Origin of the sequence: Pseudomonas sp. PSPC3-2 (genome assembly GCF_049897085.1) — a bacterium.
In the GTDB taxonomy this organism is placed as follows: domain Bacteria; phylum Pseudomonadota; class Gammaproteobacteria; order Pseudomonadales; family Pseudomonadaceae; genus Aquipseudomonas; species Aquipseudomonas paraveronii.
Genome location: NZ_JAFCVO010000001.1, coordinates 10966 through 24475, shown reverse-complemented (window position 1 = coordinate 24475; position 13510 = coordinate 10966). Strand labels below are relative to the sequence as shown.

The window sequence follows — 13510 nt, the reverse complement described above, 5'->3', positions numbered from 1 at the left end:
GTCTTAGCCTCGCTGCCTTTCTTCACCGGCAACGCTGGCCGCCAGGATTGCCAGCACCAACTGCTGGAAATCCAGACCGGCTGCGCGCGCGGCCATAGGGACCAGGCTGTGGTCGGTCATGCCCGGTGCGGTGTTGACTTCCAGGAACCAGAAATTCCCTTGGTCGTCCTGCATCACGTCTGCCCGCGCCCAACCGGCGATACCCAGCGCCTCACAGGCTTTCGCCGTGAGGTCCATCAGTTCCTGTTCTTTGCTTGCGTCAAGGCCACAGGGAATCCGGTACTGGGTATCGGAAGCCAGGTACTTGGCGTCGTAATCGTAGAAAGTGTGGGGCGTGCCCAAGGCGATGGGCGGCAATACCTGGCCACGCAGGGTGGCGATGGTGTACTCGGGACCTTGGATCCACTGTTCCACCAACACTTGCGAATCGTAGGTACTTGCCGCTTTCCATGCGTCGATCAATTCGGCGGCCGAGTTCACTTTAGCCATGCCGATACTGGAGCCTTCATGGGCTGGTTTGACGATCAAAGGCAGGCCCAGTTCCTTGGCTGCAGAAATACAATCGTCTTCGCTGCACAACACGCGGTGACGCGGAGTTGGAATCCCCAGGCTGTGCCACACCTGCTTGGTGCGCAACTTGTCCATGGCCAGCGCCGACGCGAGGATGCCGCTGCCAGTGTAAGGAATCCCGGCGCACTCCAGCAGGCCTTGCATGCTGCCGTCTTCACCGCCACGGCCGTGCAGGATGATGAAGGCGCGGTCGATTTTCTCGGCCTGCAGGCGAGCGAGGAAGTCGTCGCCCACGTCGATACCGAACGCATTCACGCCCGCACTCTGCAGCGCTTCGAGCACGGCATTGCCGGACTTGAGTGACACTTCGCGTTCAGCGCTCTTGCCGCCGAACAGCACGGCCACGCGGCCGAAGTCGGCGGGGGCGATGGTGGAGAACAGGGAGCCGTAGTGGGTGGTCATTTCGACTTCCCCTTTTCTGCGGCAAACGCTTCTTTTACGAACAAGGGGCTCGCCAGCAATTTAGGCGCAAGGCCGCCGATATCACCGGCACCCTGGCACAGCAGGATGTCGCCGGCACGCAGCAGCGGCTTGACGATCGGCGCCAGGTCCACACCGCGTTCGATGTAGATCGGGTCCAACTGGCCACGCTGACGGATGCTGTTGCACAGCTTGCGGCTGTCCGCCCCGGGGATCGGTTCTTCACCGGCCGGATAGACTTCCATCAGCAGCAGCACGTTGGCATCGGCCAGTACATTGACGAAATCGTCATACAGGTCGCGGGTGCGGCTGTAGCGGTGCGGCTGGTAGACCATCACCAGGCGACGCTCCGGCCAGCCACCGCGCACGGCCTTGATCACGGCAGCGACTTCGGTCGGGTGGTGACCGTAGTCGTCCACTAACATCACGTCACCACCTTCCACCGGCAGTTGCCCATAGACCTGGAAGCGCCGGCCAACGCCGGCAAAGCCCGACAGGCCCTCGACAATGGCTTCATCGCTGACGCCTTCGTCGGAGGCAATGCAGATGGTCGCCAGGGAATTGAGCACGTTGTGGTTGCCCGGCATGTTCACCGACACGTCCAGCGGTTCGCGGTCCGGGCGCAGCACAGTGAAGAACGTCTGCATGCCTTGCTGGCGCACATTGATCGCACGCACGTCGGCGTCTTCGCTGAAGCCGTAGGTCAAGGTAGGACGCTTGACCAGCGGCAGGATTTCACGCACCACCGGGTCATCCAGGCACACCACCGCCAAACCGTAGAACGGCAGGTTATGCAGGAACTCGACGAAGGTTTTCTTCAACTTGTTGAAGTCACCGTCGTAGGTCGCCATGTGGTCGGCGTCGATGTTGGTGACCACGGCCACCAGCGGTTGCAGGTGCAGGAAGCTGGCATCGCTTTCGTCAGCTTCGGCGATCAGGTAGCGGCTGGTGCCCAACTGGGCATTGGTGCCGGCTGCATTCAGGCGGCCACCGATCACGAAGGTCGGGTCCAGGCCACCGGCGGCGAACACCGAGGCGATCAGGCTGGTGGTGGTGGTCTTGCCGTGGGTGCCGGCGACGGCAATACCATGGCGATAGCGCATCAGCTCGGCCAGCATTTCGGCGCGGGGCACCACGGGAATGCGGCGCTCAAGGGCGGTGGCCACTTCTGGGTTAGAGGTGTTCACGGCGCTGGACACCACCAGCACGTCGGCCTCGGTGGCGTTCTCGGCGTGGTGGCCGATAAAGATTTTCGCACCGAAGGACTTCAGCCGCTCGGTGACCGGCGACTCTTTCAAGTCAGAGCCGGACACCTGGTAGCCCAGGTTCAGCAACACTTCGGCAATACCACACATGCCCACGCCGCCGATCCCGACGAAGTGGATACGACGGATACGGCGCATTTCCGGTTGCGGCATGGCTTTCTGATTCTCAACCATGGGCCACCTCCAGGCAGATATCGACCACGGTGCGGGTTGCGTCAGGTTTGGCCAGGCGGCGTGCGGTGCTCGCCATGCTGTTGAGTCGTTCCGGTTGCATCAAAACCTCGGTCAGGCGTGCGGCCAAATCGGCGGCGCCAGTCGTTCTTTGCGGCAGCAGGAAGGCAGCGCCCTCCCCGGCCAAATATTCGGCGTTGCGGGTCTGGTGATCGTCGATCGCGTGGGGCAAAGGCACCAGCAAGGACGGCAGACCGGCGGCGGCCAGTTCACTGACGGTCAGCGCACCAGCGCGACAGACCACCAGGTCGGCCCAGCCATAGGCTTGGGCCATGTCTTTGATGAAGGGCTGCACATCAGCCTCGACACCGGCCTCGCGATAACGCGTGGCGGTCACTTCATCGTGGTGCTTGCCGGCCTGGTGGAAGACCTCGGGGCGCAAGTCCACAGGCAGTTGCGCCAGCGCTTGCGGCAGCAATTTATTCAGCGGCTCGGCGCCCAGGCTTCCGCCCAGGATCAGCAGGTGCGCCTTGCGCCCGGCCAAGGCGTCACGGGCGATGTCCATAAACAGTTCGGTGCGCACCGGGTTGCCCGTGGTGCGGCGCTTGTCCGATGCGCCGAAGGTATTCGGGAACGCTTCGCACACCCGCGCCGCCAGCGGCACCAGCAAGCGGTTGGCGGTGCCGGCGACAGCGTTCTGCTCATGCACGATCACCGGCACGCCAGCGAGTTTGGCCGCAACGCCGCCGGGGCCGGTCACATAACCGCCAAAACCGAGCACACACACCGGCTTCAATTCACGGATGACGTTGCGCGCCTGCCACACCGCCTTGAGCAACACGAACGGCGCCTTGAGCAGAGACAGCTTGCCCTTGCCGCGCAGGCCGGTAACGTTGATCAGATGCAGCGGCAAGCCGGCGTTCGGCACCAATTCGTTTTCGATGCCGCGCGGCGTCCCCAACCAATGCACGGTGTAGCCACGGTTCTGGAACTCACGCGCGCAGGCCAGGGCCGGGAACACGTGGCCCCCGGTGCCGCCCGCCATGATCAGCACGTTAGCGCCCATGGGTCGGCTCCTCGGCGAAGTCGCTTTCGCTGAACTCCATCTCTTCGCTGCCCAAGTGGGTGCGACTCTCCCACTCGATGCGCAACAGCAAGCCGAGACAGGCGCAGCAGATCACCAACGAACTGCCGCCGTAACTGAGGAACGGCAAGGTCAGGCCCTTGGTCGGCAGCAGGCCGACGTTCACGCCGATATTGATCAGGAACTGGCCGATCCACAGGAACGACAAGCCATACGCCACATACGCAGCGAAATACTGTTTGGCCTTCTCGGCCCACAAGCCGATGTACATGCCGCGCACACATACGAACACGAACAGCGCGACGGTACACAGCGAGCCGACCACGCCCAGTTCTTCGGCGAGCACCGAGAACACGAAGTCAGTGTGCGCTTCCGGCAGGTAGAATTGTTTCTGCACGCTGTTGCCCAGGCCCACGCCCAGCCACTCGCCGCGACCGAAGGCGATCAGCGCCTGGGTCAACTGGTAGCCGGAGCCGAACTGGTCGGACCACGGGTCGGTAAAGGTGATCAGACGGGCCATCCGGTAAGGTTGCGCCTGCACCAGCACGGTCACGGCGGCCACCGCCAGCACCACCATCAAGGTGAAGCGGAACAGCCCGACGCCGCCGAGGAACAGCATCGCTGCGGCGGCGCCCATCATCACGACGGTGGCCCCGAAGTCGGGTTCCATCAGCAGCAGGCCCGCCATGGGCAGCAGCACGATGAACGGCTTGAAGAAGCCCATCCAGCTCTCGCGCACTTCCTTCTGACGACGTACCAGGTAACCGGCGAGGTAGATCACCACGAACACCTTGGCGATTTCCGACGGCTGCACGTTAAACGCACCGAAGCCGATCCAGCGCATCGAACCGTTCACCTCGCGGCCGATGCCGGGCAGGATCACCATGATCAGCAAGCCAAATGCCCCGATCAGCATCAGCCAACCCAGGCGCTGCCAGGTCGCGATGGGGATCATCATGGTGACGATGCACGCGCCGAGGCCGATCACCAGGTACACCAGGTGACGGATCATCATGTACAAGGTGTTGCCCGACTGCACGGCAGCCACTTCGGAAGACGCCGACGTAATCATCACCAGCCCCAGGCCCAGCAGCGCGAGGCAACCGGCGAGCATCGGGAAGTCAAGGTCGATGCCGCGCCCGGTAATGATCGGCGACGGGTACGGCTTGATGATGTTACGCAAATTGATATTCATGCCAAGGCCTCCACGGCGCGGGCGAACAGCTGGCCGCGCTCTTCGTAGTTCTTGAACATGTCGAAACTGGCGCACGCCGGCGATAACAACACCGCATCACCCGGCTGGGCCAAGGCTTTGCACTGGGCAATCGCATCGTTGAGGGAGCTGGCGCGCACTTGCGGCACCGCATCACCGAGGGCGGCGGCGATCAAGTCGGCATCGCGCCCCATCAGCACCACGGCGCGGCAATGGGCGGCCACCGGCCCCTTGAGGTCCTTGAAATCGGCGCCTTTGCCGTCGCCACCGGCGATCAGCAGCAGCTTGCCGTCGATATCGGCACCCAGGCCTTCGATGGCGGCCAATGCGGCACCGACGTTGGTGGCCTTGGAATCGTTGTAATAGCTGACGCCATTCAGGTCGCGTACCCATTGGCAGCGATGCTCAAGGCCGCCGAAGGTGCGCAGGCTCGCGAGCATGGCGTCGAACGGCAAACCAACGGCATGCCCGAGGGCCAGAGCCGCCAGGGCATTGGATTGGTTGTGCGCACCACGGATTTTCAGCTCGCGCACAGGCATCAGGTTCTGGAATTCGAAGGCCAGGTATTTCTCGCCGTTCTCTTCACGAATGCCGAAAGCCTTGAAGTCGGGTTTGCCCAGGCCAAAGGTCCAGCACGGCAGGCCCTCGCCCATCAACGGACGGCTCAAGGCGTCCTGGCGGTTGACCACCACTTGTTTGGCACCGCGGAAAATCCGGTGCTTGGCCAGGTGATAGGCCGGCAGGCCGCTGTAGCGGTCCATGTGGTCTTCGCTGACATTCAGCACGGTGGCCACTTCAGCGCCCAGGTCGTGGGTGGTTTCCAACTGGAAACTCGACAGCTCCATCACGTACAGCTCGACGTCGTCGCTGAGCAGGTCCAGCGCCGGGGTACCGAGGTTGCCGCCCACGGCCACGCGCTTGCCAGCCGCTGCCGCCATCTCACCAACCAGGGTGGTCACGGTGCTTTTTGCATTGGAACCGCTGATCGCCACGATCGGCGCCTTAGCGTTGCGCGCGAACAGGTCGATATCGCCGGACAGTTTTACGCCACGCGCCGCTGCGGCTTGCAGGGCCGGTGTCGCCAGGGCCAGGCCGGGGCTTACGTAAAGCTCGTCGGCACGGCACAGAAACTCGACATCCAACTCGCCACAACGCACTTCCACGTGCGGGTAGTCACGGCGCAGCGTGACCAGCTCCGGTGGATTTTCCCGCGTATCGGCGACAGCAAACGACGTGCCCCGGTTCGCCAGGAAGCGAACCAGGGACATGCCGCTCTTGCCGAGGCCGACAACGATGCGGAAGTGGTCTGAAGCGATCAGGGACACTCGTTTCTACCTCAGTTTCAGGGTGGCAAGGCCGACCAGTACGAGAATCACGGTGATGATCCAGAATCGGACGATCACACGCGGTTCAGGCCAGCCCTTGAGTTCAAAGTGGTGGTGGATCGGCGCCATGCGGAACACGCGGCGCCCGGTCAATTTGAAGGACGCCACCTGGATGACCACCGACAGGGTTTCCATCACGAACACACCGCCCATAATGAACAGCACGATTTCCTGGCGGACGATCACCGCGATGGTGCCCAGGGCCGCGCCCAGCGCCAGTGCGCCGACATCGCCCATGAACACTTGTGCGGGATAGGTGTTGAACCACAGGAAGCCGAGGCCTGCACCGATCAGCGCGCCGCAGAACACGATCAGTTCACCGGCGCCCGGCACATACGGGATCAACAGGTATTCAGCGAATTTCACGTTACCCGACAGGTAGCAGAAGATGCCGAGCGCACCGCCCACCATCACCGTCGGCATGATCGCCAGGCCGTCGAGGCCGTCGGTCAGGTTCACCGCGTTGCTGGAGCCGACGATGACGAAGTAGGTCAGCACAACGAAGCCGATGCCCAGCGGAATGCTCGCATCCTTGAGCATCGGGATAATCAAGGTAGTCTCGACCGCGCTTGGAGCAGTCGTGTAGAGGAAGATCGCCGCAGCCAGGCCGAAGACCGATTGCCAGAAATACTTCCAGCGGCTTGGCAGGCCCTTGGAGTTTTTCTCGATCACTTTGCGATAGTCATCGACCCAGCCGATGGCGCCGAACAACAAGGTCACCGCCAGCACTACCCAGACGTAGCGGTTGTGCAGGTCGGCCCAGAGCAAGGTGCTGATACCGATGGACGACAGAATCAGCGCGCCGCCCATGGTCGGGGTGCCGGATTTGGACAGGTGCGACTGCGGGCCGTCATTGCGAACCGATTGACCAATTTGCAGGTTCTGCAGGGTGCGGATCATCCACGGCCCCAGGAACAGCGACAGCGACAGCGCGGTCAGCACACCCAGAATCCCGCGCAGGGTCAGGTACTGAAAGACCGCGAAGCCTTTGTGGAACTGTTGCAGATACTCAGCCAGCAGCAGCAGCATTAATGTTTCTCCGTACTTGAGCCACACAAGGCCACGACGACGTTTTCCATCACCGCGCTGCGCGATCCCTTGATCAAAATGGTTGTGTGTTTATTTTGTTCGCCCGCACGCAGCGCCTGGATCAGCTCAGCCTGGGTCGCAAAATGCCGCGCTCCGGGGCCGAAGGCATCGACGGCATGGGCCATGTTCGGGCCGACAGCGTAGAACGCGTCGACTTTGCCGCTAGCGTAAGCGCCGACTTCACGATGGGACTGTTCGGCCCAGTCGCCCAGTTCGGCGATATCGCCCAGCACCAGCACCTTGCGCCCATCAAAGCCCTTGAGCAGGTCAATGGCGGCGCAGACCGAGGACTGGTTGGCGTTGTAAGTGTCATCGATCACACGCATGCCGTTACTCGCCAATTGCGCGACGGTACGGCCCTTGACCGGTTGCACCGCGCCCAGGCCGGTGGCGATGCCAAACAGCGACACACCCAGGGCGTAAGCCGCAGCCGCAGCCGCCAAGGCGTTGGCGACGTTATGGTTGCCCAGCAGATTCAACTGCACGCGCTCTTCGCCTTGCGGCGTATGCAAGGTAAAGGACGGGCAACCACGGGCGTCGAGCGTGATGTTCGACGCGTGGAAATCGGCCGCTGCATTCAGTACGGCGAACGTCAGCACCTTGCGACCGGCGGCGCGTACACGCCAGGTCTCGAAGGCCTTGTCGTCAAGATTCAAAACAGCAGTGCCCAAGGCATCGAGGCCTTCGAGGATTTCACCCTTGGCTTCGACGATTTTTTCCGGGCCACCGAACTCGCCGACGTGAGCGGTTCCGGCGTTGTTGATAATTGCCACGTGAGGCTTGGTCAGCGCCACGGTATAGGCGATTTCGCCGACACGCGAAGCACCCAGCTCGATCACGGCCGCCGTGTGTTCCGGGGCCAGTTCGAGCAGGGTCAGCGGTGCGCCGAAATCGTTGTTCAGGTTGCCACGGGTGGCCAGCACCGGCCCGCGCGTGCGCAGGACACCTGCGAGCAGTTCCTTGACCGTGGTCTTGCCGCTGGAGCCGGTGATGGCTGCCACGGGCTTATCGAAGGCAGCACGGTTCAGCGCGCCAAGTTGACCCAGGGCCAGGCGTGTATCGGCCACCAGCAATTGCGGCAAGGTCGAATCTGCCACTTCGTGCTGCACCAGGGCACCGACCGCGCCTTTGGCGGCAACGTCATTCAGGTAGTCATGGCCGTCGAAACGCGGACCGGCCAGAGCGACAAACAGTTGGCCTGGCTTGATCGCGCGGCTATCGATACTGACGCCATTGAAACTGCAATCACCCGACAGCATGCGCGCCGAGAGGGCCTGGGTCAGCTCGCTGAATTTAATCGCTTTAAGCATGGGCGACCTCCCAGGCGGTCAAGGCATGATCGGCCTCGACCAGGTCGGAGAAGGCATGGCGTTCGCCGTTGATTTCCTGGTAATCCTCGTGACCTTTACCGGCCAGTACCACGACATCGCCGGCACTGGCGCTGGCAATCAATTGGGCAATGGCCGCGCCGCGACCGGCAACGAAGCTGGCCTTGGACGCGTCTTTAAAGCCGACGCGGATGTCGTCGAAAATCTGGCTTGGCTCTTCGCTGCGCGGGTTGTCGTCGGTGACGAGCACGCCATCGGCCAGGCGCTCGACAATCTCGGCCATCAACGGACGCTTGCCGCGATCGCGATCACCGCCACAGCCAAACAGGCACAGCAACTTGCCTTTAGCATGCGGGCGCAGGGCCAAGAGGACTTTTTCCAGTGCGTCCGGGGTGTGGGCATAATCGACCACCACCAGCGGCTGCGAACCGCCACCCAAACGCTGCATGCGTCCAGCCGGGCCTTCCAGCTTCGGCAGCACCTGCAGGATTTCATCGAGGGCGTAGTCCAGGCCGAGCAAGGCACCGATGGCGGCAAGCACGTTGCTCAGGTTGAAGCGGCCGAGCAGGGTGCTGCGCAAATGGTGCTCGCCCTGCGGCGTCACCAACGTGGCGCGCACGCCCTCGTCACTGAAGTGGGCTTCGCGGCAATACAGGTAGGCGCGGGAATCTTCCAGGCTGTAGCTGATCAGGCGCGCTTCGCTGTCTTGGGCAGCCAGCTCGCGGCCGAACGCGTCATCCAGGTTCACCACGCGGCACTTCAGGTCATTCCAGGCAAACAGCTTGGCCTTCTCGGCACCGTAGGCCTCCATCGTGCCGTGGTAGTCCAGGTGATCGCGGGACAGGTTGGTCATCACCGCCACATCGAAGGCCAGTGCGGCAACGCGGCCCTGGTGCAAACCGTGGGACGACACTTCCATGGCAACCGCCTTGGCACCGGCCTTTTTCAGGTCGGCCAGGGTCGCTTGCACGGCGATCGGGTTCGGCGTGGTGTGCAGGCCGCTTTGCAGCGAGCCATAGAAACCGGTGCCCAGGGTGCCGACAATGCCACAGTGCTGACCCAGCAGGTCAAGGGCCTGGGCGACCAGTTGGGTCACGCTGGTCTTGCCGTTGGTGCCGGTCACGCCAATCAGGTTCAGGTGGCGGCTCGGGTCGCCGTAGAAACGCCCGGCGATATCCGACAGTTGCGCGGCCAGGCCTTTGACGGGAATCAACGGCACGTCGGTGATTGGCAGCACGGTGGCGCCGTCCACTTCATAAGCCACGGCTGCGGCGCCGCGTTGCAGGGCATCGGCGATATGCGCACGACCATCGTATTTGCCGCCAGGCACCGCCAGGAACAGGTCCCCGGCGCGTACATTACGACTGTCCAGGCTCAGCTCGCGGATCAGCAGATCGCGACCGGCATGGGCAAAAATCTTGTTCAGGCTAAGAGACATCAGCCGCGCCCTCCATTGGCTTTTACTGCGGCGGCCGGCGGTCCGGCGTTCGCTTGTTGGGTCGGCGCCAAGTTGTCCGGCGTGACGTTCATCAGGCGCAGGGTGCCGGACATCACTTTGCTGAACACCGGCGCCGACACCAGGCCACCGAAGTAGCCCGCTTTACTAGGTTCATCAATCACGACGACGATCGCGTAGCGCGGGTCGCTCATCGGACCGAAGCCGGCGAACAGCGAGCGGTAGGAGTTCTCGGCATAGCCTTTGGTGCCGACCGAGGTTTTACGCGCTGTACCCGACTTGCCAGCCACGTGATACGCCGGCACCTGGGCACGGAATACGCCGCGCGGTGCTTCGATCACTTGTTGCAGCATGCCTTGCATGGTCTTGGCGACGTTTTCCGGAATCACCTGGGTCGCTTTCGGCGCTTCGTCGACGTGGATCAGGCTCAAAGGAACCATTCGACCGTTATTGGCCAATACAGAGAAAGCGTGAGCCAGTTGGATCGCTGTCACCGACAGGCCATAGCCATAGGAGAGCGTGGCGGTCTCGGCCTTTTTCCAGTCGCGGTAGTTAGGCAGGTTGCCCACGCGCTCACCCGGAAAGTCCAGGCCGGTGGGTTGGCCCAGGCCGATCTTTTGCGCCAGGTGGTAGATGGTTTCGCCGCCGATATCGAAGGCAACCTTACTCATGCCCACGTTACTGGAGTTGATCAGGATACCTGTCAGATCCAGCACCGGACCTTCGGTACGGGACACGTCACGAATGGTGTATTTGCCCAACTGCAAGGTGCCTGGGTAGACCTCGACCTTGTCGCTGGGCTTCCAGCGCCCGGTTTCCAGGGCGGCACTCATGGAGATGGCTTTCATGGTCGAACCCGGTTCGAACACGTCGATCATCGCGCGGTTGCGCATCATCGCCGGTTGCAGGTTGCGACGGTTGTTCGGGTTATAGGTCGGCTGGTTGACCATGGCGAGAATCTCGCCGGTCTTCACGTCCATGATCACCAGGCTGCCAGCCTTGGCGCCGTTCTCGATGATCGCGTTACGCAGCTCGCGGTTGGCCAGGTATTGCAGGCGCAGGTCAATCGACAACGCCAAGGGCTTTCCGGCCTTGGCGTTTTTGGTGACTTGGACGTCTTTGATCAGTCTGCCGCGTCGATCCTTGATGACCTGTCGCTTGCCAGGCACGCCGGCCAGCCATTCATCGTAGGCCAGCTCCACACCTTCGCGACCATGGTCATCGATGTCGGTAAAGCCAACCATGTGCGCGGTGGTTTCACCGGCAGGATAGAAGCGGCGGAACTCCTCGATGCCATAGACACCGGGGACTTTTAGGTCGAGCACTTGCTGGCCTTGTTCGGGGGTGAGGCCGCGAACCAGGTAGATGAATTCTTTATTGGCCTGAGCTTCCAGGCGCTCGGCCAAGGCTTTCGGGTCCTGACCCAACGCGGCAGCCAGCTGTGGCCACTTGTCCTTGGCCACCTGCAATTCCTTGGCGTTGGCCCACAGTGTGGTCACCGGTGTGCTGACGGCCAGGGGCTCACCGTTACGGTCGGTGATCAGCCCGCGGTGTGCAGGAATCGGAATATGTCGCAGGCTACGGGCATTGCCCTCGCCGATAAGGAAGTCGCGGTCGACTACCTGCAGATCGACGATCCGCCAGGCGATTGCGCCGACCATCAAGGCCAGCAAGCCGAGCATCAGACGGAAGCGCCACGGGTAAAGTGCGCCTTCGAGTTTCATCATGGCGCCACCATTCGAACTTCGGCCGCGCTCGGGATGTGCATCTTCAGCTGTTCGGTGGCCAGTATTTCGATGCGGCTGTGGGCAGTCCAGGTGCTTTGCTCGAGGATCAACCGGCCCCACTCTGCCTGCGCTTTATCGCGCACGCTCAATTCCCCGTACAGGGTATTGAGCAGTTGGCGGTTGTAATGGGCGCTGTAGGACACCGCGATCGCGGACACCAAGACGCCAATAAACAGCAGCAACATAAAGAAGCTACCGCCCGGGAGGGGCTTGGCGAAAAGCCTGCTCACCGCAACTTCTCCGCGACGCGCATGACGGCGCTACGGGAACGAGGGTTGGCCTTGAGTTCAGCTTCGGAAGCGAACTGCGGTTTGCCATGGACTTTGATTTTCGGCACGAAGGCTTCGAAACGTACCGGCAGGTTGCGCGGCAGGTTGTCGGATTCGCCCTTGACCAGGCGACGCATGAACAGCTTGACGATGCGGTCTTCCAGGGAGTGGAAGCTGATCACCACCAGGCGACCACCCACTTCCAAGGCTTCCAGTGCGGCGTCGAGGCCCGCTTCCAGATCGCCCAATTCGTTGTTGACGTGAATGCGCAGGCCCTGGAACGCACGGGTGGCGGGGTTCTTACCCTTTTCCCAGGCAGGGTTGGCGACTTTCAGCACTTCGGCCAGGTCGGCGGTGCGCTCGAACGGCTGGATTTCCCGGCGCTCGACCACCGCACGCGCCATGCGGCCGGCGAAGCGCTCTTCACCGTATTCCTTGAACACCCGGGCGATTTCTTCCACCGGTGCGGTGGCGATGAACTGGGCAGCACTGACACCACGGGTGGGGTCCATGCGCATATCGAGCGGGCCGTCGTTCATGAAACTGAAACCGCGCTCCGGGTCATCGAGCTGTGGCGAAGACACGCCCAGGTCGAGCAAAACTCCGGCCACCTTGCCTGCCATGCCGCGTTCGGCGACTTCGGCACCCAGCTCGGCAAAGCTGCGTTGTACAACGACAAAGCGGCCGTCTTCGGCCGCTAGCGCTTGCCCGGTGGCAATCGCTTGGGGGTCTTTGTCGAACCCGAGGAGTTTACCGTCGGACCCGAGTTGGCTGAGTATCAACCGACTGTGCCCGCCCCTGCCGAAGGTGCCATCCAAATAGCAGCCATCCGCGCGTACGGCGAGAGCCTCAACGGCTTCGTCAAGCAGTACGGTGATGTGGTTAAAGCCGCTATCAATAGTCACAGGATCAAATCACGCAGTTCATCAGGCATGGCGCCCGGTTGTTGAATAGCAGCCAGGTCAGCTGCAGAAACAGCATCCCAGGCATCTTCGTCCCACAATTGGAACTTGTTCAGTTGGCCCACCAGCATTGCGCGCTTGTCGAGTTTGGCGTACTCGCGCAGACGCGGTGGCACCAGGAAACGACCGCTGCCATCGAGCTCGAGGTCGACGGCATTACCAATCAGCAAACGCTGCAGACGGCGGTTTTCTTCACGCAACGAAGGCAGGGCGCGCAGCTTGGTTTCAATCAACTCCCACTCATCGAGGGGGTAAACACACAAACAAGGGTCAACGGCATCGATAGTGATGATCAACTGTCCGGAACTTCGCGAAATGAGCTCGTCACGATACCGGCTCGGCATAGCGAGACGGCCTTTTGCATCGAGACTGATAGCGTTGGCTCCGCGAAACACAGATGCGTTTCTCCCAATTTTAGCGTTTTACGTTCAAAAAACCCACTTTGTGCCACTTTCCGCCACTTGCGCACACTATAGGAATGCGCCCACCACACCGTCAAGGCGCGGATTCA

12 protein-coding genes are annotated in these 13510 nt (G+C 62.0%); all 12 read right to left on the bottom strand.

Features of this window, described 5'->3' with window-relative positions; genetic code table 11:
* Positions 1-3: 3 nt before the first annotated feature.
* Genes ACP7CJ_RS00115 through mraZ form a run of 12 tightly spaced genes read right to left on the bottom strand, consistent with a single transcriptional unit; the run spans position 4 to position 13394 of the window.
* Positions 4-972, bottom strand: coding sequence for a D-alanine--D-alanine ligase (locus ACP7CJ_RS00115; protein ID WP_247401410.1), 969 nt, complete (start codon positions 970-972; stop codon positions 4-6).
* Positions 969-2429 (bottom strand): UDP-N-acetylmuramate--L-alanine ligase, encoded by a 1461-nt coding sequence (gene murC / locus ACP7CJ_RS00110; protein WP_247401411.1) that lies wholly within the window; start codon positions 2427-2429, stop codon positions 969-971. Before murC ends, ACP7CJ_RS00115 begins: the two co-directional genes overlap by 4 nt.
* Positions 2422-3492 carry an undecaprenyldiphospho-muramoylpentapeptide beta-N-acetylglucosaminyltransferase gene (gene murG, locus ACP7CJ_RS00105; RefSeq protein WP_247401415.1) on the bottom strand — a complete coding sequence of 357 codons (1071 nt, stop codon included), beginning with the start codon at positions 3490-3492 and terminating at the stop codon, positions 2422-2424. The genes murC and murG overlap by 8 nt, the downstream gene beginning before the upstream one ends.
* The gene (ftsW, locus tag ACP7CJ_RS00100; protein WP_425262723.1) at positions 3482-4705 is read right to left on the bottom strand and encodes a putative lipid II flippase FtsW; all 1224 of its coding nucleotides are present in this window, start codon (positions 4703-4705) and stop codon (positions 3482-3484) included. The genes murG and ftsW overlap by 11 nt, the downstream gene beginning before the upstream one ends.
* Entirely contained in the window at positions 4702-6048 is a 1347-nt protein-coding gene (murD, locus tag ACP7CJ_RS00095) for a UDP-N-acetylmuramoyl-L-alanine--D-glutamate ligase (RefSeq protein WP_426099715.1), read from the bottom strand. Before murD ends, ftsW begins: the two co-directional genes overlap by 4 nt.
* 6 nt (positions 6049-6054) lie before the next feature.
* A complete protein-coding gene (gene mraY, locus ACP7CJ_RS00090; protein ID WP_247403613.1) occupies positions 6055-7137 on the bottom strand; it encodes a phospho-N-acetylmuramoyl-pentapeptide-transferase in 1083 nt (360 codons plus the stop codon).
* Entirely contained in the window at positions 7137-8507 is a 1371-nt protein-coding gene (locus tag ACP7CJ_RS00085) for a UDP-N-acetylmuramoyl-tripeptide--D-alanyl-D-alanine ligase (RefSeq protein ID WP_426099716.1), read from the bottom strand. Before ACP7CJ_RS00085 ends, mraY begins: the two co-directional genes overlap by 1 nt.
* Positions 8500-9963, bottom strand: a complete 1464-nt coding sequence (locus ACP7CJ_RS00080; protein ID WP_426099717.1) for a UDP-N-acetylmuramoyl-L-alanyl-D-glutamate--2,6-diaminopimelate ligase — start codon at positions 9961-9963, stop codon at positions 8500-8502. The genes ACP7CJ_RS00085 and ACP7CJ_RS00080 overlap by 8 nt, the downstream gene beginning before the upstream one ends.
* On the bottom strand, positions 9963-11705 hold the full coding sequence (locus ACP7CJ_RS00075) for a peptidoglycan D,D-transpeptidase FtsI family protein (RefSeq protein ID WP_426099735.1): 1743 nt from the start codon (positions 11703-11705) through the stop codon (positions 9963-9965). Before ACP7CJ_RS00075 ends, ACP7CJ_RS00080 begins: the two co-directional genes overlap by 1 nt.
* Positions 11705-11998: a cell division protein FtsL gene (gene ftsL / locus ACP7CJ_RS00070; RefSeq protein WP_247403609.1), complete on the bottom strand. Its 294-nt coding sequence runs from the start codon at positions 11996-11998 to the stop codon at positions 11705-11707. Before ftsL ends, ACP7CJ_RS00075 begins: the two co-directional genes overlap by 1 nt.
* Positions 11995-12942 (bottom strand): 16S rRNA (cytosine(1402)-N(4))-methyltransferase RsmH, encoded by a 948-nt coding sequence (gene rsmH, locus ACP7CJ_RS00065; protein ID WP_425262724.1) that lies wholly within the window; start codon positions 12940-12942, stop codon positions 11995-11997. Before rsmH ends, ftsL begins: the two co-directional genes overlap by 4 nt.
* Positions 12939-13394 (bottom strand): division/cell wall cluster transcriptional repressor MraZ, encoded by a 456-nt coding sequence (mraZ, locus tag ACP7CJ_RS00060; protein ID WP_003171868.1) that lies wholly within the window; start codon positions 13392-13394, stop codon positions 12939-12941. The genes rsmH and mraZ overlap by 4 nt, the downstream gene beginning before the upstream one ends.
* Positions 13395-13510 lie beyond the last annotated feature (116 nt).

Coding starts and splice junctions, on each gene's coding strand:
- ACP7CJ_RS00080 (WP_426099717.1), bottom strand. CDS start 9,963: ATGTCTCTTAGCCTGAACAAGATTTTTGCCCATGCCGGTCGCGATCTG.
- ftsW (WP_425262723.1), bottom strand. CDS start 4,705: ATGAATATCAATTTGCGTAACATCATCAAGCCGTACCCGTCGCCGATC.
- ACP7CJ_RS00115 (WP_247401410.1), bottom strand. CDS start 972: ATGACCACCCACTACGGCTCCCTGTTCTCCACCATCGCCCCCGCCGAC.
- murG (WP_247401415.1), bottom strand. CDS start 3,492: ATGGGCGCTAACGTGCTGATCATGGCGGGCGGCACCGGGGGCCACGTG.
- mraY (WP_247403613.1), bottom strand. CDS start 7,137: ATGCTGCTGCTGCTGGCTGAGTATCTGCAACAGTTCCACAAAGGCTTC.
- ACP7CJ_RS00075 (WP_426099735.1), bottom strand. CDS start 11,705: ATGAAACTCGAAGGCGCACTTTACCCGTGGCGCTTCCGTCTGATGCTC.
- murC (WP_247401411.1), bottom strand. CDS start 2,429: ATGGTTGAGAATCAGAAAGCCATGCCGCAACCGGAAATGCGCCGTATC.
- ACP7CJ_RS00085 (WP_426099716.1), bottom strand. CDS start 8,507: ATGCTTAAAGCGATTAAATTCAGCGAGCTGACCCAGGCCCTCTCGGCG.